This is a genomic window from Pseudomonas lundensis (genome assembly GCF_001042985.1).
GTDB classification, from domain to species: Bacteria; Pseudomonadota; Gammaproteobacteria; order Pseudomonadales; family Pseudomonadaceae; genus Aquipseudomonas; species Aquipseudomonas lundensis.
Genome location: NZ_JYKY01000022.1, coordinates 18153 through 39323 on the forward strand (window position 1 = coordinate 18153; position 21171 = coordinate 39323).

The 21171-nt window shown below is 61.0% G+C and carries 24 protein-coding genes; 11 read left to right on the top strand and 13 right to left on the bottom strand.

What is annotated here, in order from left to right; all coding sequences use genetic code 11:
* Positions 1 to 12: 12 nt before the first annotated feature.
* Positions 13 to 519 (bottom strand): type VI secretion system contractile sheath small subunit, encoded by a 507-nt coding sequence (tssB, locus tag TU74_RS16625; protein ID WP_047295757.1) that lies wholly within the window; start codon positions 517 to 519, stop codon positions 13 to 15.
* A 32-nt stretch (positions 520 to 551) separates the two neighbouring features.
* On the bottom strand, positions 552 to 2105 hold the full coding sequence (tssA, locus tag TU74_RS16630) for a type VI secretion system protein TssA (protein WP_048377148.1): 1554 nt from the start codon (positions 2103 to 2105) through the stop codon (positions 552 to 554).
* Between the two features lie 413 nt (positions 2106 to 2518).
* Here tssA and TU74_RS16635 point away from each other — a divergent pair, with 413 nt between their 5' ends.
* The 4 genes from TU74_RS16635 to TU74_RS16650 all read left to right on the top strand — a co-directional run bounded on the left by TU74_RS16635 (position 2519) and on the right by TU74_RS16650 (position 7638).
* Positions 2519 to 2761 (top strand): exodeoxyribonuclease VII small subunit, encoded by a 243-nt coding sequence (locus tag TU74_RS16635; RefSeq protein ID WP_047295759.1) that lies wholly within the window; start codon positions 2519 to 2521, stop codon positions 2759 to 2761.
* Positions 2758 to 3645 (top strand): (2E,6E)-farnesyl diphosphate synthase, encoded by an 888-nt coding sequence (ispA, locus tag TU74_RS16640; RefSeq protein WP_047277803.1) that lies wholly within the window; start codon positions 2758 to 2760, stop codon positions 3643 to 3645. The genes TU74_RS16635 and ispA overlap by 4 nt, the downstream gene beginning before the upstream one ends.
* A gap of 133 nt (positions 3646 to 3778) precedes the next feature.
* Positions 3779 to 5677 (top strand): 1-deoxy-D-xylulose-5-phosphate synthase, encoded by a 1899-nt coding sequence (dxs, locus tag TU74_RS16645; RefSeq protein ID WP_047295762.1) that lies wholly within the window; start codon positions 3779 to 3781, stop codon positions 5675 to 5677.
* A 98-nt stretch (positions 5678 to 5775) separates the two neighbouring features.
* Complete coding sequence (locus tag TU74_RS16650; RefSeq protein ID WP_048377133.1) at positions 5776 to 7638, top strand: TonB-dependent receptor plug domain-containing protein; 1863 nt, start codon at positions 5776 to 5778, stop codon at positions 7636 to 7638.
* Positions 7639 to 7672: 34 nt separating this feature from the next.
* Here TU74_RS16650 and TU74_RS16655 read toward each other — a convergent pair whose 3' ends face one another.
* The 10 genes from TU74_RS16655 to nrdR all read right to left on the bottom strand — a co-directional run bounded on the left by TU74_RS16655 (position 7673) and on the right by nrdR (position 15109).
* Complete coding sequence (locus TU74_RS16655) at positions 7673 to 8473, bottom strand: cobalamin-binding protein (RefSeq protein WP_048377134.1); 801 nt, start codon at positions 8471 to 8473, stop codon at positions 7673 to 7675.
* Positions 8473 to 8892, bottom strand: a complete 420-nt coding sequence (locus TU74_RS16660) for a hypothetical protein (RefSeq protein WP_047277812.1) — start codon at positions 8890 to 8892, stop codon at positions 8473 to 8475. The genes TU74_RS16655 and TU74_RS16660 overlap by 1 nt, the downstream gene beginning before the upstream one ends.
* Positions 8889 to 9506, bottom strand: a complete 618-nt coding sequence (gene ribA, locus TU74_RS16665) for a GTP cyclohydrolase II (protein WP_047277934.1) — start codon at positions 9504 to 9506, stop codon at positions 8889 to 8891. Before ribA ends, TU74_RS16660 begins: the two co-directional genes overlap by 4 nt.
* 153 nt (positions 9507 to 9659) lie before the next feature.
* Positions 9660 to 10613, bottom strand: a complete 954-nt coding sequence (gene thiL, locus TU74_RS16670; protein ID WP_048377135.1) for a thiamine-phosphate kinase — start codon at positions 10611 to 10613, stop codon at positions 9660 to 9662.
* A 15-nt stretch (positions 10614 to 10628) separates the two neighbouring features.
* Positions 10629 to 11129 (bottom strand): transcription antitermination factor NusB, encoded by a 501-nt coding sequence (nusB, locus tag TU74_RS16675; protein WP_047277816.1) that lies wholly within the window; start codon positions 11127 to 11129, stop codon positions 10629 to 10631.
* Entirely contained in the window at positions 11126 to 11602 is a 477-nt protein-coding gene (ribH, locus tag TU74_RS16680) for a 6,7-dimethyl-8-ribityllumazine synthase (RefSeq protein WP_047277819.1), read from the bottom strand. Before ribH ends, nusB begins: the two co-directional genes overlap by 4 nt.
* A 92-nt stretch (positions 11603 to 11694) precedes the next feature.
* A complete protein-coding gene (gene ribBA, locus TU74_RS16685; RefSeq protein ID WP_047279183.1) occupies positions 11695 to 12786 on the bottom strand; it encodes a bifunctional 3,4-dihydroxy-2-butanone-4-phosphate synthase/GTP cyclohydrolase II in 1092 nt (363 codons plus the stop codon).
* 16 nt (positions 12787 to 12802) lie between these two features.
* A complete protein-coding gene (locus tag TU74_RS16690) occupies positions 12803 to 13468 on the bottom strand; it encodes a riboflavin synthase (protein ID WP_047277823.1) in 666 nt (221 codons plus the stop codon).
* Positions 13469 to 13514: 46 nt separating this feature from the next.
* Positions 13515 to 14606, bottom strand: coding sequence for a bifunctional diaminohydroxyphosphoribosylaminopyrimidine deaminase/5-amino-6-(5-phosphoribosylamino)uracil reductase RibD (gene ribD, locus TU74_RS16695; RefSeq protein WP_047277935.1), 1092 nt, complete (start codon positions 14604 to 14606; stop codon positions 13515 to 13517).
* 38 nt (positions 14607 to 14644) lie between these two features.
* Positions 14645 to 15109: a transcriptional regulator NrdR gene (nrdR, locus tag TU74_RS16700; protein ID WP_162199719.1), complete on the bottom strand. Its 465-nt coding sequence runs from the start codon at positions 15107 to 15109 to the stop codon at positions 14645 to 14647.
* Positions 15110 to 15249: 140 nt separating this feature from the next.
* Here nrdR and TU74_RS16705 point away from each other — a divergent pair, with 140 nt between their 5' ends.
* From TU74_RS16705 to trxA, 3 genes are all read left to right on the top strand, one after another.
* On the top strand, positions 15250 to 15699 hold the full coding sequence (locus TU74_RS16705; RefSeq protein WP_048377136.1) for a YbaY family lipoprotein: 450 nt from the start codon (positions 15250 to 15252) through the stop codon (positions 15697 to 15699).
* Positions 15696 to 16349 (top strand): class I SAM-dependent methyltransferase, encoded by a 654-nt coding sequence (locus tag TU74_RS16710; RefSeq protein ID WP_047279185.1) that lies wholly within the window; start codon positions 15696 to 15698, stop codon positions 16347 to 16349. Before TU74_RS16705 ends, TU74_RS16710 begins: the two co-directional genes overlap by 4 nt.
* A 67-nt stretch (positions 16350 to 16416) precedes the next feature.
* Positions 16417 to 17292: a thioredoxin gene (gene trxA, locus TU74_RS16715; RefSeq protein ID WP_048377137.1), complete on the top strand. Its 876-nt coding sequence runs from the start codon at positions 16417 to 16419 to the stop codon at positions 17290 to 17292.
* A 32-nt stretch (positions 17293 to 17324) separates the two neighbouring features.
* Here the strand turns inward: trxA and TU74_RS16720 are convergent, their stop codons facing one another.
* Complete coding sequence (locus TU74_RS16720; protein ID WP_047279189.1) at positions 17325 to 17666, bottom strand: hypothetical protein; 342 nt, start codon at positions 17664 to 17666, stop codon at positions 17325 to 17327.
* Between the two features lie 135 nt (positions 17667 to 17801).
* On the opposite strand from TU74_RS16720, the gene TU74_RS16725 reads away from it, so the two are divergent.
* From TU74_RS16725 to TU74_RS16740, 4 genes are all read left to right on the top strand, one after another.
* Positions 17802 to 18365 carry a DUF2796 domain-containing protein gene (locus tag TU74_RS16725; RefSeq protein ID WP_047295768.1) on the top strand — a complete coding sequence of 188 codons (564 nt, stop codon included), beginning with the start codon at positions 17802 to 17804 and terminating at the stop codon, positions 18363 to 18365.
* An 88-nt stretch (positions 18366 to 18453) separates the two neighbouring features.
* Positions 18454 to 19164: an ABC transporter ATP-binding protein gene (locus TU74_RS16730; protein ID WP_048377138.1), complete on the top strand. Its 711-nt coding sequence runs from the start codon at positions 18454 to 18456 to the stop codon at positions 19162 to 19164.
* A gap of 1 nt (position 19165) precedes the next feature.
* Entirely contained in the window at positions 19166 to 20431 is a 1266-nt protein-coding gene (locus tag TU74_RS16735) for an ABC transporter permease (RefSeq protein WP_048377139.1), read from the top strand.
* 23 nt (positions 20432 to 20454) lie between these two features.
* Positions 20455 to 20970, top strand: a complete 516-nt coding sequence (locus TU74_RS16740; protein WP_169838008.1) for a DUF3299 domain-containing protein — start codon at positions 20455 to 20457, stop codon at positions 20968 to 20970.
* Positions 20971 to 21171 lie beyond the last annotated feature (201 nt).

A 21171-nucleotide genomic window follows, 5' to 3' on the forward strand; every position in this document is an offset into this window, starting at 1 on the left:
GCTGATGGGGGCTCAAATGTCCGAGGCGGGGGAACCGGACAGGTCCAGCTCGCTCAACACCCGCGCACGGGATTGGTCATCGGCCAGTACCCCTTCAATTGCCTTGCGGAAACTGGGCGCATTGCCGAGCGGGCCTTTGAGCGCAACCAGGGCTTCGCGCAACTCCATCAGTTTTTTCAGCTCGGGCACTTGCTCAACGAGGCTTGCAGGGTTGAAGTCCTTCATCGCATTGACCCGCAGCGCAATCCCCAGCTCATCAGGGCCACCCTCGTCCTGCAGACGATTGGGCACACTCAGATTCAAGGTCAGGCCTTGTTTGGCCAGCACTTCATCGAACGTCATTTTGTCGATGGCGATGGGTTTGCGGTCTTCCAGCTTGCGCGCGTCGAACCGCTGAACGTAGTCGCCCAGCACCAGTAATTTCAGGGGCAGTTCAATTTCTTCCTGAGCCCCGCCCGTCGCGGGTTTGAACGTGATGTTGATACGTTCTTTAGGTGCAACCGAGCCTTCTTTGGCCATGATGTTTTCCCTTATGCGTATGGCCCAAAGGCCTATTCAAGTACCACTTCAAGGTCGAGGTGGCACAACCTGCGGTACAACTCATCCTTGCGTTCGCGCACGTCATGACTCTGCGGCAACAGCTCGCAACAACGGCGCCAAAGGCTGAGCACCTCCAACACAAGATCGGGCTCCCAGGCCTGCAAACCGGAGCGCTGAAGCAGTTGGTCGAGCATGTCGAGCTGGGTCTGAGCGATTTCGTATTTGCGGTTTGCTAAGCACAGCCGTGCCAGCGCCAACTGCCAGAAAAAACGCACGCGCCCGCCCTGGGCTTGGGCCAGGCCACTTTTGAGTGATTGAACGGCGGGTTTGAAGCCCTGGGAAAGCGCCACCTCTTGCGCGTGCTCAAGGGCCAGCTCCCACGCGGGTTGTTCAGCGCCGGGGGCCTCGCTTTGCGGGACGTCGTCTTGCACATGCGGCATGACGTGCGTGACGAACCAGGCCCGTGTCTGCTCATCGGCAAACGGTTGGCCATCGCTGAAGCGCAGGGTTTCCAGCCCGGGCAAGCGCTGCAGCAACAGCGCCATGTGCAGCTCGACTTCACGCATCGCACGTTCGGCGTTCAATGCTTCAAGGCACCTCCAGACCAGACGTTGGCCGTCAAACCAGAACGGTGCCTTGCTCAGGCTGGACTCCAGCTCCACCAACACGTCAGCGAATTGCCCGCGCTCAAAGCGCTCGTTGAAGGTGTTCAGTCGATCTTTTGCCAACCCTCGCACCGGCGTGATCTGTTCCCCGTTGCGTTCGGGCACGGCGTCAATGGCCATCCAGGTCAGGGTTCGATTCAGCCGCAATGCGCGCACGTCCGTCGCGTTTTGCTTGAGCCACCAGGCACACAGCACTCGGGCGCTGTCCTGTTGGGCACGCAGTGCTTTGTGGGCGTCTTTTTCATTTTCGATCGGGGTTTGGCTGTCAACCAATTGGGCAGCCATCTGCTTGACGTGGGCCACCGCCGCCGCAATGGGCCCGGCATCAGGCGGCTGGATCCCCGCCCGCTCGACCATGCGGCTTAAACGTCTGCAGAGCGGGAGCAACAATGGCACCTCGTCGCCCATGTGCGACGCCAGACTGCACTCGAGCGCCATCAGCAAGTCGAGCAAACGCTGAAACAACGGCAATTGCTCTTTGACCGGGATGTTTTCGTTCAAGGCATCATTGAGGCGCGACACCAGCCAACTGACGGCCGCTGCCCGGGTCCGTAATTTGCGCGGGTGGATCTGTGCCCAATGCTGCACACACAAGTGATGCAGCAACCCGACACCGGCCAACAGCCCGGAAAAGGATTCACGCTGATATAAAGCCCAGGTCAGCCACGCCGCCACCCGCAGGTCCCTGGACTGATCGCGCAACAAGACTTCGCTCTGTTGTTGCACCATCGACCAGTCAACCGGCGTGTGTTCGTGCAAGGAGTGGACCTTGGCCAGCTCCCGTTCCAACGCCTCGAACTCAGGGGAAAAACGAACGTCGTTGCCCGCAAAGTTGTCAGTCGCCACGGGGTCCTTGACCAGTCCGACAGTGCGCGCCAGAGACTTGCTGGTATACGTCACGCCCCAACCCTCCTCACGCAGGGTGAAAAACGTAGCGCTGCCCGAGCTTTCATGAAGATTGCCATTGGCCACTATCCGAGTCCGTTCAAGGGACGCGACGATAGGTGAATGACTGACGAAAAAAAGTAGGAAATTTCGGCATTTCTATAGGAAACGTCTTAGCGATTTAAAAAAACTCACAAATCCTCGATTGGTTAAAAAGCCGCCAACGCCAAGTGTCTTTTTCCTACAAAAAATCTGGACGTTTTCACCGTCAGCCTAAGCTCCGAAAGTCAGCTCCTGTAGTTCCACACAAACGTTGTGAAACCTGCGAACAGGCCCGACGCTACGGCAGGCCACCTACCGTCGGATTTGCCCCAAAACCCGCCGTCTGCTAGTGTCAGCCGGTTTTAACGCCTACCGAGAATGCCGCCATGGCCCGCAAAAAAGCTTCCCTGGATTTCGAGCAGTCCCTCGCTGACCTGCAAACACTGGTCGAGCGTCTGGAAAACGGCGAGTTGTCGCTGGAAGACTCCCTGACAGCATTCGAGCAAGGCATCCGCCTGACCCGCGAATGCCAGGGCGCACTGGCCCAGGCCGAACAGAAAGTGCACATCCTGCTCGAACGTGATGGTGAATTGGCCCAAGAGCCATTTGATGCGGAACAACCAGAATGATTGATGCTTATCAAGCCAGCAGCCAGGCCCGTGTCAACGCGGCCCTTGAACGCTTGTTTGTCGCTCCGGCACCGGAGCTGGCCCGCCTGTACGAGGCGATGCGCTACAGCGTCATGAATGGCGGCAAACGGGTGCGGCCGCTGTTGGCCTACGCCGCTTGCCAAGCCTTGGGCGCTGCCCCTGAGCAGGCCAACGGTGCAGCGTGCGCAGTGGAGCTGATCCACGCCTATTCGCTGGTACACGATGATTTGCCGGCCATGGACGACGACGATTTGCGCCGCGGCCAGCCCACCACCCACAAAGCCTTTGACGAAGCCTGCGCGATTCTGGCCGGTGACGGCTTGCAGAGCCTTGCATTTACCGCCCTGCTCGACCCGCACATGAACACGCTGGACGCTGACACCCGACTGCGCATGGTCTCTGACCTGGCGATGGCCGCAGGCCCGGCGGGCATGGTCGGCGGGCAAGCCATTGACCTGGGTTCGGTCGGGGTCAAGCTCGACCGGACTGCCCTTGAATACATGCACCGCCACAAGACCGGCGCCCTGATCGAAGCCAGCGTCCAGTTGGGCGCGCTGGCCAGTGGTCACGCCCGCCCTGAAGACCTGCACGCTTTGAACATCTACGCGCGGGCCATTGGTCTGGCGTTCCAGGTTCAGGACGACATCCTGGATGTTGAGGGAGATACGGCTACGCTTGGCAAACAGTCAGGCGCCGATGCGGCCCGCGACAAGCCGACCTACCCGTCCTTGATGGGGCTGGCAGCGGCCAAAACCTATGCGCTCGAATTACGCGATCAGGCCATTAACGCCCTGCGACCATTTGATGCAGCTGCCGAGCCTTTGCGTGAGCTTGCACGTTACATCGTGGAACGCCGCCACTAAAAAGCGGCGCAACACCTCTTTTTCTGACCGGCTCTACGGCCAAGGTCTGACTAACGAGCTCCAGACTCCGTGGGCAGCTTCCGTTGCATAAGGTAAACTGCCGCCTCTTCTTATACCTATAACGATTCGCCTGATGCCAACGACGTTTCATGAGATTCCCCGCATACGCCCGACCACGCCCCTGCTCGACCGAGCCGGCACGCCTGCGGGCCTGCGCCGGTTAGCCGAAGCCGAGCTGGAACCTTTGGCCGATGAATTGCGCCAGGAACTGCTCTACACCGTCGGTCAGACGGGTGGGCATTTCGGTGCCGGCCTGGGCGTCATTGAACTGACCATCGCGTTGCACTACGTGTTCGACACCCCGGACGACCGTCTGGTGTGGGACGTGGGTCATCAGGCGTATCCGCATAAAATCCTGACCGGACGCCGTGAACAAATGGCGACCTTGCGTCAGAAGGACGGCGTGGCCGCGTTCCCGCGTCGCTCCGAGAGCGAGTACGACACCTTTGGCGTCGGCCACTCCAGCACCTCAATCAGTGCGGCTTTAGGCATGGCCATAGCCGCCCGCCTGCAAAACAGTGATCGCAAGGCAATTGCCGTGATCGGTGATGGCGCCCTTACCGCCGGCATGGCGTTTGAAGCCTTGAACCATGCGCCCGAGGTCGACGCCAACATGTTGGTGATCCTCAACGACAACGACATGTCGATCTCGCGCAATGTCGGCGGGTTGTCCAACTACCTGGCCAAAATCCTGTCCAGCCGGACGTACGCCAGCATGCGCGAAGGCAGCAAGAAAGTGCTGTCGCGCTTGCCGGGCGCGTGGGAAATCGCGCGCCGTACCGAGGAATATGCCAAAGGCATGCTGGTGCCCGGTACGTTGTTCGAAGAGCTCGGCTGGAACTACATCGGCCCGATTGACGGCCATGATCTGCCGACGCTGATCGCCACGCTGCGCAACATGCGTGACCTCAAAGGTCCGCAGTTCCTGCACGTTGTCACCAAAAAAGGCAAAGGCTTCGCCCCGGCGGAAGCAGACCCGATTGGCTACCACGCCATCACCAAGCTCGAACCGCTAGACGCACCGGTTGCAGCGCCCAAAGTGGCCAGCGGGCCAAAATACTCCGCGGTCTTTGGCGACTGGTTGTGCGACATGGCCGCTGCGGACCAGCGCCTGGTGGGGATTACCCCGGCGATGAAAGAAGGCTCGGACCTGATCAAGTTCAGCGAGCGCTTCGCGCTGCGTTATTTCGACGTGGCCATCGCTGAACAGCATGCGGTAACGCTCGCGGCCGGCATGGCCTGCGAAGGCGCCAAGCCGGTCGTGGCGATTTACTCGACATTCCTGCAACGCGGCTATGACCAACTGGTGCATGACGTCGCGGTGCAAAATCTGGATGTGCTGTTTGCCATTGACCGTGCCGGTCTGGTGGGTGAAGACGGCCCGACCCACGCGGGCAGTTTCGACCTGTCGTACCTGCGTTGCATCCCGGGCATGGTCATCATGACCCCGAGTGATGAAAACGAATTGCGCAAAATGCTCACCACCGGCCACCTGTACAACGGCCCGGCAGCAGTGCGCTACCCGCGGGGCACGGGGCCGAATGCGCCCATCGAAAAAACCCTGGAGCCGCTGGAAATCGGCAAAGGCGTGATTCGTCGCCACGGCTCAAAAGTCGCGATGCTGGTGTTTGGCGTGCAACTGGCGCAAGCCCTGCAAGTGGCCGAAACCCTCGACGCGACCGTGGTCGACATGCGCTTCGTCAAGCCGATGGATGAAGCTCTGGTGCGCGAGATGGCCAACAGCCACGAGCTGCTAGTGACGATCGAAGAAAACGCCATCATGGGGGGGGCGGGGGCGGGTGTCAGCGAGTTCATGGCCCGCGAAAACCTGCTCAAGCCGATCCTGCACCTGGGCTTGCCCGACGTGTACGTGGAACACGCCAAGCCAAGCCAGATGCTGGCCGAGTGCGGCCTGAACGCGGCCGGGATCGAAGCATCGGTGCGTCAACGCATGGAACTGCTGGGGCTGTAAACCCGCTCAGTTGTTAGCAAAACGAGGTGATCGGGCTCCCCCCGATCACCTCCTCGCCCCTCGTGAACCACGACGGGGGACCACAGAATTCGGAACTCATGAAATCGCTTCGCCTAGCGGCCCTGATTCTCGGCAGCATCCCGGCCAGCCCCTTGCTGGCAGACACCGCGGATCGCGAAAACGCCCTCAAACTCCCGCAAACACTGATCACCGGTAACCGCCAGGTGCAAGCGCGTTCGGACAGCACCAGCGCCAACAGCGTGTTTACCCGTGAGGATATCGACCGCCTGCAACCCACAAGCCTGACCGACCTGCTGGGCCGAGTTCCGGGCGTGCAAGTGGCGCGCAGTGGCGGACGCGGTGCATTGCCGGGTATCTACATTCGTGGCACCAAATCGGCGCAGAGCCTGGTGCTGGTTGACGGCCAGCGCATGGCCAATGCCACCTCGGCCGACAGCAACCTGCACTACCTGAACATCGACCAGATCGAGCGCGTCGAAGTGCTGCGCGGCTCGCGCTCAGTGGTGTATGGCAGCGATGCGATTGGCGGGGTGATTCAGATCTTTACCCGACGCGGCGCCGAACAGCCCCCGCAACTGCGCTTGCACAGCGCCATGGGCAGTTATGGCAGCTCACAAAACAGTGTGGGCATTTCAGGCGGTGACGCTCAGACTCGCTTCAACCTCAGCGGTGCGCTGGAAAACACGGCCGGCATCGACCGCACGACCGTGTCCTATCCGGTCGACAACGACCACGATGCCTATCGCAACCAATCGGTCAGTCTGAACCTGAGTCATCACCTGAGCGACCGCCTTGAGATCGGCCTCAGTGCCGTCAAGAGTGAAGGTAAAACTGAACTTGATGCGATGTTCGGGCAAAAGGCCTATAGCGATTTCGACATCAGCAGCGTAGGCAGTTTCGTTGACGCACAGTTCTCCGAACGCTGGAATTCGCGCCTCGAACTCGGCCACAGCGAGAACCGTGAAACGACGCGCGACAAACTAAGCCCCGACCTCTATAGCTTCAATACCTATCGCGATTCCCTGAACTGGCAAAACAGCCTCGCGCTGGACGATCAAAACAGCCTGATGCTGGGCCTCGACGCGTATGAGGATCGGGTTCGCAGCAGCACCGACTTCGACAAAGACAGCCGCTGGAACCGCGCGGTATTTATTCAGCACCGTTTTCAGGGCGAGGGGTTTTCAACGGAGCTGGGGCTGCGACATGACAAAAACCAGCAATTTGGCAGCAACAACACCTGGAGCGCCAGCCTGACGGTGCCGCTCAATGCCGATAACAATGTGCTGATGTCCTACAGCGAAGGCTTCAGGGCGCCTACGTTTAACGATCTGTATTACACGGGCTTCGGCAACCCAACGCTCAAACCTGAACACTCAAAAAGTTATGAGTTTCAATGGCGTAGCCAACTGAGTGAAACCAGCCGGCTGGAGACGTCCCTGTATCGCACCGATATTCGCGACGCGATTGAGTTTTTAAAAAAAGGGGAACAGTCCTTCCCTCATAACGTAGGGGCTGCACGCATCACCGGTTTTGAAAGCGCGCTGCACCAGGAGTGGTTCGGCTGGCAGAGCAGCCTCGGTGTCGCCATCATCGACCCGCGCGACCGCGACACCGGTAAAACCCTGAGCCGCCGGGCGCGTCGTACATTGAACCTTGATCTGGATCGACAGTTCGACCGCATCGGCGTAGGTGCCAGCTGGCAAGCGGTCAGCAGCAGCTATAACGATGAGCAAAACCAGCAGCCGCTTGGCGGGTACGCCCTGCTAGGCGTGCGTGCCAATTGGCTCGCCACCTCAGAGGTCAGGCTGGACCTGAAAGTCGATAACCTGCTGGACAAGACCTTCACGCGCGCGTTGTACAGCTATGAAGGTGACTATTACGGCTATCGCGAAGAGCGGCGCAGCGTGCAGCTGGCCGTCACCTGGACACCCCGCCTGTAAACGCCGTGTCGGTTCACGCTCGCACGGGGAGCGGCTACGGTTCAGGTTCGGCCAGTTGTTCGCATAAACGGGCCGTGGCTTCGATCATTTGTCCGCTCGGTCGCTCCAGACCTTTGTCAGCCAGTAACAGCAACCGCCCTTGCTTCACCGCTTCGAGCTGCGGCCAGGCTTTCCAGGCATTCAGCTGCGCCTGAGTGCCTGCAATGATCACGTCGGGATTGCGTTGCAACACCGACTCCACGCTGACCTGCGGCGCAGGCAATGATAAGTCCGCAAACACATTGCGCGCCCCGCACAGGGCCAGTGCATCGCTGATGATTTGACCGCCGCCCACGGTATACAGGGGCCGATCCCACACTTGATAAAACACGCGCAACGGTTGTTCGCGGGCGTATTGCTGGCGTAGCTGCTCCAGACGTGCCCGCAACCGGGCGGCCAACTCACGACCGCGTTCGGCGCGATTGAGCGCAGTCGCCACCCCTTCGACCTGATCGACCAACTGCGTCAGGTTTTTCGGTTCGGCGGTAAAGGTGGGAATGTTCAAGCGCTTCAACTGGTCGCGCTGCGCCACGCCAACGCTGCCGGGCCAGAGCAGAATCAAGTCCGGGCGCAGGCTGAGCAAGCGCTCCATATCCAATTGGCCATAGCCACCGACCGAGGCCACATTCACCAGCTCAGGCAAGGTCTCGCCCGCCTCCAGCCGCCCGACGAGCAGATCGGTTGCGCCCAGTTCCACGACGATTTCAGAGAGTGAGGGCGCCAGGCTGACCACCCGCGTGGCCGCCATGGCCTGAGTGCCCACGGCCAGCAGCAGAACCGCCAGCCACAGGCGCATCAGCCGACCTGACGGGGGATGCGATAGAGGTAAAACAGCACCAGCGTTGACAACGCCAGCAGCAACAGCGGCACGCCTTCAAGACCGACAAACACGCCCAGCGCGGCGATCCAGGCGGGCAACCCGGCGGCCAGCAATGCACGACGCCGCACGTGCGCCAATGCATCCCAGGCGGCAGGTTCCTGGTCTGTGTCGAGGGACTTTTGCAGGTCAATCAGGCCATGTTTATACGGCCCGAACGTGCGCAGGGTCACGAACATCGACAACACGCCCGCAATAAACAGGGGCATGGCCAATTCAGGCCACAGCGGTTCGGCGCTGCCGAAAAAACCGTTGACCAGTACCAGCGGCAAGCAAGTCAGCACCAGCTGTTGCCACCAACTGAAACTCAGGCGCCGACGACGCTGGCCCCGCGTCACGCCGGGTCTGCCTCGTTCTGGTGCTGATTGCCCATCATGTGCCCGAGCTTGTTGGCTTTGGTCGCCAGGTACAGTTTGTTGTGCGGGTTTTGCCCGGTGTGCAAAGGCACGCGCTCGGCCACGGTAATGCCCATGTCGGTCAAGGCTTTGACCTTGCGCGGGTTGTTGGTCATCAGGCGCAGCGACGTCACGCCCAAGTGTTCCAGCATCGGCAGGCAGATGGCGTAGTCACGCTGGTCAGCGGCAAAGCCCAGACGTTCGTTGGCTTCTACGGTATCGGCACCACCGTCTTGCAATTGGTAGGCACGCACCTTGTTCAGCAGGCCAATCCCACGGCCCTCCTGACGCAAGTACAGCAACACGCCACGGCCTTCACGGGCGATGGCCTGCAAGGCGGCTTCGAGTTGAGAGCCGCAATCGCAGCGCTGGCTGAACAGGGCATCGCCGGTCAAGCACTCGGAATGCACGCGGCCCAGAACCGGCGCACCGTCCGCCACGTCGCCCAGACTGAGCACAACGTGTTCACGACCCGTGGCCTTCTCAAGGAAGCCATGCATGGTGAATTCGGCAAAGGGGGTAGGGAGTTTGCAAGCGGCAACAAAAGCGACGGGCACCGTGTGCTCCTGATCAATTTGAGGACTGGAAATTCGCAGAGGCGGCATTGTAACAGGACGTTCCTACAGACGCTTAGGCTGAATTATCGAGGATAAATATCTAAAAGTTTGATGGGACACGCGGCATGGCGGCGGCAGTGACAGACGCTCGCCTTAAAAATGCTGATAGCCACGGGTTGCCGGGGTGATGTCCTGCCCGTGCGCATCCAGCACGCCAACGCCCTGCCCTTCAACCACTCGGCCGATCACATGAACCGGCCAGCCATCGGCCAGCAATGTGGGCAATTCAACAGCCGGTAGCGTAAACGCCAGCACATAGTCATCGCCGCCGCTTAACGCCGCTTGCTGTGCGGCCGCGTCGCCCAGAAACTCCTGCAGCGCCAGCGAGATGGGCAAGCGGTCGTGCTCAATCAGCAGCCGGACGCGCGACGCCTGCGCAATGTGCCCGCAGTCAGCCAGCAAACCGTCCGAGATATCCAGCGTCGAGGTCGCCTTGCCACGCAGCGCCTGGCCCAACGCCAGTTGCGGCTGCGGTGACCAGTAATGCGCCAGCAGCGGCTCGGCGATAAAGGATTCGGCGCTGCGCTGGCCCAGCACCAGAGGCAAGGCCCCGGCGGCATTGCCCAGCTCACCGCCCACGCACAGCAGATCGCCCGGCCGGGCGCCGCTGCGGGTCAGGGCCTGGCCCGCCGGGACGCGACCGAACACGGTCAACGTCAGGCACAACGGGCCACGGGTGGTGTCGCCACCGATCAGGCGCACGTTGCAGCGTTGCGCCATCTGGTTCAAACCCCGGGCAAACGCGTGCAGCCAATCGGCGGCAACCGTCGGCAGGGTCAGGGCAAGGGTAAACGCGAGGGGAGTTGCGCCCATGGCCGCCAGATCACTGGCCGCCACCGCCAGCGAACGCTGACCGAGCAAAAAGGGGTCGCAAGGATCTGCGAAGTGCACGCCAGCCACCAGCGTGTCAGTGGAGATTGCCAGCTGTTCCCCGAAGGGAACCTCCAGCAGGGCGCAGTCGTCGCCAATGCCCAACGCAACGCCCTCGCCGCCCTGCGCACAAGGCGCGGCAGCGAAAACGGTGCGGATCAGCTCGAACTCGCCCATGGCCGACAGCGCTGTTTAGCGCTTGAACGCCTTGACTTCAGCTTCACGCAGGCGCGGTGCCAATTTGTCCAGTACGCCGTTGACGAACTTGTGCCCGTCAGTGGAACCGTACACTTTGGCCAGCTCGATGCCTTCGTTGATGACCACACGGTAAGGCACGTCCACACGCTTGATCAGCTCCCAGGTGGACAGGCGCAGGACGGCCAGTTCAACCGGGTCCAGCTCTTCGATGGTGATGTCCAGGCACGGGGCCAGGGCAGCATCGATATCGGCTTTGTGCGCAGGCACGCCGTGCAGGATTTCGCGGAAATAGGCGGCATCCACGTCGGTGAAGTCGTTATCAACGCGAAACTGCGCTTCGATCTCGTTCAGCGAATGCTTGGCCATGTGCCACTGGTACAGCGCTTGGGTCGCGAGCTGACGTGCTTCACGACGTTTAGCGCTTTTGGAGGGCTTGCCAGCGTCCGCAGGTTTTGGATCGCGCGGGTTGAAACGATCGCTTTCGTCGGAAATCACTTGGCCTCCAACTGCGCCAACAGGCTGACCATTTCGAGGGCGGACAAGGCGGCTTCAGCGCCTTTGTTACCGGCTTTGGTGCCGGAACGCTCGATGGCTTGTTCGATGGAGTCAACGGTCAGCACGCCGAATGCAACCGGTACGCCGAACTGCATGGACACCTGAGCCAAACCTTTGGTGCACTCGCCGGCCACGTATTCGAAGTGCGGAGTACCGCCACGAATCACAGCGCCAAGGGCGACAATGGCGGCGAACTCATTGCGCTGGGCAACTTTTTGCGCAACCAGCGGGATCTCAAACGCGCCAGGCGCACGAATGATGGTGATGTCGTTTTCGTTCACACCGTGGCGAACCAGGGCATCAACGGCACCACTCACCAGGCTTTCGACGACGAAGCTGTTGAAACGGCCAACCACGAGTGCGTAGCGGCCTTTGGGGGCAATGAAGGTACCTTCGATGGTCTTCAGGGTCATTCGGTATGTCTCGTATTAAAGAGCCAGAACGCACTCGCGTGCGTTCTTTAATGAGTTTGGGCCACGAATTTCAGGCGGGAAACACCCGGTCTTTATTCGGAGGGCACGTATTCTACAACTTCCAGATCGAAACCGGATATGGCGTTGAACTTCATCGGTGAACTCATCAGGCGCATTTTGCGCACACCGAGGTCACGCAGGATCTGCGAACCGGCCCCCACAATGCTGTAGGTCGTCGGTTTTTTGGCCGGCAAAGCGTCGGCTGTTTCGCGGATGTGCGCCAGCAACACGTCGCCATCCAGCGGGTGCCCCAACAACAGCACCACACCGCTGCCAGCCTCTGCGACGGCGCTCATGGCGGCACGCAGGCTCCAGCGGCCGGGCTGTTTGACCATCAGCAGGTCACGCAGCGGGTCCATGTTATGCACCCGCACCAGCGTCGGTTCATCTGCGCAGATCTTGCCCAGGGTCAGTGCCATGTGCACGTCGCCTTCGACTGAATCACGATAGGTCACCAGGTTGAATTGGCCCAGTTCGCTGTCCAGCGGCTGCTCGGCTATCCGCTGAACGGTACGTTCGTGGATCATCCGGTAGTGGATCAGGTCGGCGATGGTGCCGATTTTGATGTTGTGTTCAGCCGCGAATTTTTCCAGCTCGGCGCGACGCGACATGGTGCCATCGTCGTTCATCACTTCGCAGATCACGCCGCTTGGCTCAAAACCGGCCATGCGCGCCAGGTCACAGGCCGCTTCGGTGTGACCGGCACGGGCCAGCGTGCCGCCAGCCTGTGCCATCAGCGGGAAGATATGCCCCGGGCTGACGATGTCTTCAGCCTTGGCGTCCTTGGCGGCAGCAGCTTGCACGGTGCGGGCGCGATCAGCGGCGGAGATGCCGGTGGTGACGCCGGTGGCGGCTTCGATGGAAACGGTGAACTTGGTGCCGAACCCGGAGCCGTTGCGCGGTGCCATCAACGGCAGCTTGAGCAGCTCGCAACGCTCGCGGGTCATCGGCATGCAAATCAGGCCACGGGCGAAACGCGCCATGAAGTTGATGTGCTCGGCCTTGCAGCACTCGGCGGCCATGATCAGGTCGCCTTCGTTCTCGCGGTCTTCGTCATCCATGAGGATGACCATCTTGCCTTGGCGGATGTCTTCAACCAGTTCTTCGATGCTGTTGAGCGCCACGCGGCACCCCCTTAAGTCAGGATTTGAGGTAGCCGTTGGCGGCCAGAAAACTTTCGCTGATGGTGCTGCCCTTGGTCGGCTCGGCGGCCTTGTCGCCCAGCAGCAAGCGCTCCAGATAACGCGCCAGCAGATCGACCTCAAGGTTCACCCGGCGGCCCGGACGGTAGTCGTCCATGATGGTTTCGCTCAGGGTGTGCGGGATGATGGTCAACGAGAATTCGGCGCCATTGACCGCGTTCACGGTCAGGCTGGTGCCGTCGACCGTGATCGAGCCTTTATGGGCGATGTACTTGGCCAGCTCTTTCGGCGCGCGTATCCGGAATTCGATGGCGCGGGCGTTCTCTTCGCGGGAGATCACCTCCCCGACGCCGTCCACGTGACCGCTCACCAGATGACCGCCCAGACGCGTGGTCGGCGTCAGGGCTTTTTCGAGGTTGACCCGGCTGCCCGATTTCAAGTCATTGAAAGCCGTGCAGTCCAGCGTCTCGCGACTGACGTCGGCCATAAAGCCGTTGCCCGGCAGCTCAACGGCTGTCAGGCAAACGCCGTTGATGGCAATGCTGTCGCCGAGTTTAACGTCGCTCAGGTCGAGCTTGCCGGTCTCTACATAAACCCGTACATCGCCACCTTTTGGGGTCAGTGCACGGATGTTGCCGATGGATTCGATGATGCCGGTAAACATGGCGTTCCCCTTGAGAACCAAGCCTGCGTAAAACGGAGGCTGAGAATTATACGCTGGCTGATGGCACAGGTATGGCAGTGACTCGCCAGTCATCCCCAACTGCGCGCATATCAATGATCTTGAGCTCGGTTGCCTCGCTCATGCGGGTCAAGGGCAATTCCAGCAAGGGACGTGCCGTTGAACCCAAAAACTTGGCCGCGATGAAAATCTGATATTCGTCCACCAGCCCTTGCTCGGCAAATGCGCCCGCCAGACGTGGACCGGCTTCAACCAATACCTCGTTGACGCCCCGCGCCGCCAGCGCCACCAGCAATTGACGCAGATCGACCTGACCGTTCTCGCCAGGGATCACCAGGCACTCCGGCCCCGTGCGGTATTGCTCGGCAGGCGGTACGCAGGTGGCGACAAGCGCCGGGCCAGCCTTGAAAAACGGCGCATCGAGCGGCACGCGCAGGCGGCCATCGATCAACACGCGCAGCGGCGGGCGGCTCATGACCAGCGCGGTCTGCTCGGCATCCAGCCCCAGCTCGTCGGCACGTACGGTCAGGCGCGCACCGTCGGCCAGCACGGTGTCGGCGCCCGTGATCACGACGCTGGCCTCGGCGCGTAGACGCTGCACGGCCGAACGCGCGGCAGGGCCGGTGATCCATTGGCTCTCGCCACTGGCCATCGCCGTGCGCCCGTCCAGGCTCATTGCCAATTTGACCCGCACAAACGGCAAGCCGTGTTCCATGCGTTTGAGAAACCCCTGGTTCAGGGCCCGGGCCTGGGTTTCAAGCACGCCGCAGCGCACGTCGATCCCGGCATCCGTCAAACGCTTGAGGCCACGCCCGGCGACTTCCGGGTTAGGGTCTTGCATGGCGGCCACCACACGGGCGACCCCGGCGGTGACCAGCCCTTCGGCGCACGGCGGGGTGCGGCCATGGTGGCTGCACGGCTCAAGGGTGACATAGGCGGTCGCCCCGCGAGCCAGCTCGCCAGCGGCACGCAATGCGTGAACCTCGGCATGGGGTTCACCGGCCCGCACATGCCAGCCCTCACCCACGACCTGACCGTCACGCACAATCACGCAGCCGACACGCGGGTTGGGATGGGTGGTGTACAGGCCCTTTCGGGCCAGTTCGATGGCACGCGCCATGTAATGGGCGTCCAGTACGGATTGCTCAGTGGACACAATCACTCCTTTGAAGGCTCACGGGCAAGGCGGTCGATCTCTTCGCGGAACTCGTTGAGGTCCTGGAAGCGTCGATACACAGAAGCAAAACGGATGTAGGCCACTTCGTCGAGTTTTTGCAGCTCGGTCATGACCAGCTCACCGACCACCAGCGATTTGACTTCGCGTTCGCCGGTGGCGCGCAGCCTGCTTTTGATATGCGCCAGCGCCGCTTCAAGACGCTCGACACTGACCGGGCGTTTTTCCAGCGCACGCTGCATACCGGCGCGCAGTTTTTCTTCGTCGAACGGCTGACGGCTGCCGTCCTGCTTGATGAGGCGAGGTAAGACCAACTCAGCTGTTTCAAAGGTGGTGAAGCGTTCACCACAGGCCAGGCATTCGCGCCGGCGACGCACCTGATCGCCCTCGGCGACCAGACGCGAGTCGATGACTTTAGTGTCGTTGGCACCGCAGAAGGGACAGTGCATGGTGGCAGGCAACAAAAAATGGGGAGCGCCATGGTAGCGCATCCCACTGGCAAGACAAGCCATAGGCTTTACGGTATACAGTCCGCCTACTACGTTTTACACAATCCGATACGTCGACTGACCTGCCGCTGGAGCCCTCTATGTCGCTACGAACGCTTGTTTTGCTGTGCCTCGCCAGTGTGCTGGTCGCCTGTAGCAGCGAGCCGCCCAAGTCGGCGCAACCTCAAGTGCTGACCCAGCCTAAAACCGATGCGCCTGCCGATTTGGGGCCCTTGCCTGCCTATCAACGTGAACTGAGCGGCGTATTGACGGGCGCACCCGCAGGCGCCGAAGTTGAATTGGCGATGTTGATCGTGGATGAACGCGGTCGCCCTCAAGGGCTGATGGCCAGCAGCAAGATTGTCGGCAACAACCAGCCACTGCCATTCAAGCTGCGCTTTAACCCGCAGGCGTTTCCAGCCGGTGCACGGGTCGAACTGCGCGGGCGCGCCAGCCAGTCCGGGCAATTGATCCTGCACTTGCCGTCGCGCATCATCCAGCAGCCGACCACGCAAGCCTTGGGCTCCCTGGCCTTTGTCAAAGCACCATGAACCCGCCGTTCGCCCTGCAACAGTCGCTGAGTGAACTGCTGGGGGATGCGCAACTGGTGGTCACCGACCTGCCCGACACGTCGCTCAAGCTGTGGCTGATCGACGCGCAGAACATGGACCGCGCCTTCACCCCGGACGAGACCCGGCGCATTTTGCATGAGCCGCCGTACTGGGCGTTTTGCTGGGCCAGCGGTTTGGCCCTGGCGCGCTACCTGGCCGAGCAGCCACATTGGGTCCAAGGCAAGCGCGTGCTGGACTTCGGTGCTGGCTCAGGCGTGGCCGCGATTGCAGCAGCCAAGGCTGGCGCGCTGGAAGTGCTGGCGTGCGATCTCGACCCGCTGGCGCTGGCAGCCTGCCAGGCCAATGCGGCGCTCAATCACGTGCAGTTGGGCTACTCCGACGATTTCTTCGCCGAGGCAGATCGCTTTGATCTGATCCTGGTCGCTGATGTGCTGTACGACCGCGAAAACCTGCCCCTGCTTGACCAGTTCCTGACCCGCGGGCAGCAAACGCTGGTGGCCGATTCGCGGGTGCGCGACTTCAGGCATCCGCTGTACCGCCAGTTGGAAAGCCTCAAGGCGCTCACCTTGCCGGATCTGGCCGAGCCCCATGAGTTCCGTCACGTGAGCCTGTATCACGCGCAGCGCTGACACGCGACTTTCAGCGTGCCCGCGCAGCCTTTATAGTTGCCTTCATTTACCTGTTTCGAGACCCACAATGACTCAACCTACGACTGCATATAGCTTTGACGTGACGTCGGCAGACTTCGACAAACAGGTTGTTGAAGCCTCTTTTGAACAACCCGTCCTGGTGGATTTCTGGGCAGAGTGGTGCGCCCCGTGCAAGGTGATGCTGCCGATTCTGGAGCAGATTGCCGAGGACTATCAGGGCGAGCTGCTGCTGGCCAAGGTCAACTGCGATGTGGAACAGGACATCGTGGGCCGCATCGGCATCCGCACCCTGCCGACGGTGGTGTTGTTCAAGGACGGCAAGGTGGTTGATGGCTTTCAGGAGGCGCAACCCGAATCCGCGATTCGCGCCATGCTTGAGCCTCATGTCGAAATGCCCGCTCCGCCAGCTGAAGACCCGATGGTGCAAGCGCAGGCCCTGTTTGCCGAAAGCCGCTTTGCCGACGCAGAAGCGTTGCTCAAGCAGGTACTGACCGAAGACAACACTAATGCCAGGGCATTGATTCTGTATGGCCGTTGCCTGGCAAAGCGAGGTGAGCTGACTGAGGCGCAGGCCGTGCTGGACGCGGTCAAGAGCGACGAACATAAAGCCGAGCTGGCGGGCGCCAAGGCGCAGTTGACCTTCTTGAGCCAGGCCAAAGATCTGCCGGATGTGGCAGACCTCAAAACCCGTGTGGCGCAGAACCCGCAGGACGACGAAGCTGCCTACCACCTGGCCGTGCAGCAGTTGGCGCGCCAGCAATACGAAGGCGCACTGGAAGGTTTGCTGAAACTGTTTATCCGCAACCGCAGCTACAACGAAGGCATCACCCACAAAACCCTGCTGCAAGTGTTTGACCTGCTGGGCAACGATCACCCGCTGGTCACCACCTATCGCCGCAAACTGTTTGCCGCGCTGTACTGACCTCGCTGCGGCGACAACGCGCCCTCACCGGTTTATTCGACCCAGCTGTAAACCGGTGAGTCCGCGCCGCTCGCCACTTGCACTTGCGGGCTATGACGCAAGCGCACCAACAGCCGCTTGCCCGCTCCCGTGCTGCCGGTCAAGGCCTCTAATTGCGCCAGCAACTGCGGCCCGGTCATGTGTCCGGCCTTGCGCAGTAACGCCTTGGTCATTTCCCACACCGCGTCGTCCTGACTGACCGGCGTGCTGGCAACCGCCACGCTGGCGGGCGCCGCTGTTTTTAACGTCCCGCCCAACTGCGCCCACTCCGTCTCGTCCAGCTCAACCGTCAGATCGACGGGCCAATCGCCAATTGTTCCGCGAATCCGCACCATTACAGGGCTCCTCAAGTTTCATGTGCGCATGCTCCCATGCGTCTTGCGTAACGCCAAGCACACGGGCAAACTCTCGCAACTTCGTTATAAGATTACATAACAAAACATTCATCCCATTGTTGCTGGAGTCATGCTATGCGTCGTTTGCTGCTCGCTTTGCCGTTCGCTTTATTACCGCTGGCCGTGGCGCATGCGGCTCAAGCGCATGATCACGAACATGGCAGCCTTGCCCCCCATGAACACGGCGTAGGCACCTTGAATGTGGCACTCGACGACAAAACACTGGAACTGGACCTCGACGGCCCGGCGATGAACCTGGTGGGGTTTGAACACGCGGCCACCACCGATGCCGACAAAGCCACCGTGGCGGCCGCCAAGGCCCGACTGGAAAACCCGCTGGCCCTGTTCAACCTGCCGCCAGCGGCAAAGTGTGTGGTTGAGGCGCAGGAGCTGAGCAGCCCGTTGTTCGATCCGGCTCCCGAAGAAGGCGCCAGCAATGCCAAGGCCGAGCATCACCACAGCGACATCGAAGCTCACTACGCGTTTACCTGTGCCGATGCGGCCTCGTTAAAAACCCTCGACCTCAGCAGGTTTTTCAAGACATTCCCCGGCACCCACTCATTCAAGGTACAACTGATCGGCCCGAACGGTCAGCAAGCAGTTAACGTGTCAGCGAAAGCCCCGACGCTGACGTTCTAACCACGGCCAGTGGCTGGCGCCGCCCTTTACGCAGACGTCGCCACTGACACCCTCGTTTTCCCGACATTGCAGGCGACCCTGATTTCCCATGACCCAAGCACTCATCGAACTGAGCGACCTGCGTTTTAGTTGGCCGGGCCATCCCGTGCTGCTGGACATCCCCCACTTCAGCCTGCAGGCCGGCGAAACCCTGTTTCTCAAAGGGCCCAGTGGCAGCGGTAAAACCACCTTGCTGGGCTTGCTCGGGGGGGTGCAAAAGGCTGACTGCGGGTCGATCCGCCTGCTGGGCCAGGAGTTGAGTGAGTTGGGCTCCGGTGCGCGCGACCGTTTTCGCGTCGACCACACGGGGTACATCTTCCAGCAATTTAACTTGCTGCCTTTTTTGTCCGTGCGTGAAAACGTCGAGCTGCCTTGCCATTTTTCCAAACGGCGGGCCAGCCGCGCCGTTCAACGTCATGGCAGTGTCGACACAGCCGCGCGCACCTTGCTCGCGCACTTGGGCCTTAAAGACCTTGCTTTGCTGGAGCGACGGGCCGACTCGTTGTCCATCGGCCAGCAACAACGGGTCGCGGCGGCCCGCGCCCTGATCGGCCAACCGGCGCTGGTGATCGCTGACGAGCCCACCTCGGCCCTGGACGCCGACGCACGCGAAGCCTTCATCAAATTATTGTTCGCCGAATGCCGCGAAGCAGGCGCCAGCCTGTTATTCGTCAGCCACGATCAAAGCCTGGCCCCGCTGTTTGACCGCAACTTGTCGTTGTCTGAACTCAATCGTGCCGCCACCCCGGCAGAGGTCTGAGATGTATTTGTTCCGTCTTGCGCTGGCCAGCCTGGCCAACCGCCGCTTCACCGCGCTGCTGACCGCGTTCGCGATTGCCTTGTCCGTGTGTTTGTTGTTGGCCGTGGAGCGGGTGCGTACCGAGGCCCGCGCCAGCTTTGCCAGCACCATCAGCGGCACTGACCTGATCGTCGGCGCCCGTTCGGGTTCGGTGAATTTGCTGCTGTATTCGGTGTTTCGTATCGGCAATGCCACCAATAACATTCGCTGGGACAGCTTTGAGCACTTCGCCACGAACCCCAAGGTGAAATGGGCGATCCCCATGTCCCTGGGTGATTCCCATCGCGGCTACCGGGTGATGGGCACCAGCGAAGCCTATTTCGAGCACTATCAGTACGGTCATCGGCAAAACCTGCAGTTGGCCGATGGCCGCGCCTTTGCTAGCGACCCATTTGAAGTGGTGCTCGGCGCCGAGGTCGCACAGGCGCTGCACTACAAACTGGGGGACAAACTGGTGCTGGCCCACGGCGTAGCTGCCGTGAGTCTGGTCAAGCACGACGACAAACCCTTCACCGTGGTCGGCATTCTCAAGCGCACGGGCACGCCCGTGGACCGCACGCTGCACATCAGCCTGGGCGGCATGGAGGCCATTCACATCGACTGGCACAACGGCGTGCCAGCGCGCGGCGCAGGCCGTGTGACAGCCGATCAGGCCCGTAACATGGACCTCACACCACAGGCCATTACCGCGTTCATGCTGGGGCTGAACAGCAAGATTTCGACCTTCGCCTTGCAACGTGAAATCAACGACTTCCGGGGCGAACCGATGATGGCCATTTTGCCCGGCGTCGCCTTGCAGGAATTGTGGAGCTTGATGAGCACCGCTGAAAAAGCCTTGTTTGTGGTCTCGCTGTTTGTGGTGCTGACCGGTTTGATCGGCATGCTGACGGCGATTTTGACCAGCCTCAATGAGCGACGGCGTGAAATGGCGATCCTGCGATCAGTCGGCGCCCGGCCGTGGCACATCGCTACTTTGCTGGTGTTCGAAGCGTTGGCATTAGCGCTGATCGGTGTAGTGGCGGGGGTTGCCCTGTTGTATGTGGGTATCGCGCTGGCACAAGGTTATGTGCAATCGAACTACGGCCTTTACTTGCCGCTGGCCTGGCCCCGTGAATATGAATGGACGCTGCTGGCAGGTATTCTGGCCGCCGCCCTGTTGATGGGCTGCGTGCCCGCCTGGCGCGCTTACCGCCAATCGCTGGCCGATGGCCTGTCCATTCGCTTATGAGCCTGTGTATGAAAATGTCCGTCTTGCCACGCGCACTGCTGGCCCTGTTACTGATGGTTTCAACCCCTGTATGGGCCGCCGAACCCAAGGAGTTGACGTGGTCGGAGATGATTCCGCCGGACGCCGCGCCCGAAGTGCCGGACACGGCGCCGATGCATGACCTGTCACAGTTGGGCAATCTTGACCCCGAGGCGGCCCCCGCTGCGCAGCAGAGCATGCCCAATGCGCCGGTTGTGCCTGCGCTGGACGGGCAAAACATTCGCTTGCCGGGCTACATCGTGCCCCTTGAGGTCAACGAGGAAGGCCGCACCACGGAGTTTTTGCTGGTGCCGTATTTCGGCGCCTGCATCCATGTCCCGCCACCGCCCTCGAATCAGATCGTACACGTGACCAGTCACGTCGGGGTCAAACTGGACGAGCTGTACCAGCCGTACTGGATCGAAGGCGCATTGCAGGTCAAGCCGAGCAGCAGTGAGCTGGCCGATGCGGGGTATCAGATGGACGCGCAGAAAATCTACGTTTACGAGTTGCCGGAGTAACCGCCGGGGCCACGCTGCCCCGGCGTCTGAGCCGCCTGATGGCAGGCCACGGCCGCGAGTAAAGAGTCCGTGTTTGCGGGTTAGTTCACGAAATTTTCACAATTTTTCAGCGCATCGCCGTTTCATTGAGCTGGGTCAACAGAGTGGCTCGGAGCGCTCATTACCATTGGTTATATAAATTTTAAATATCCAATTGGAGCT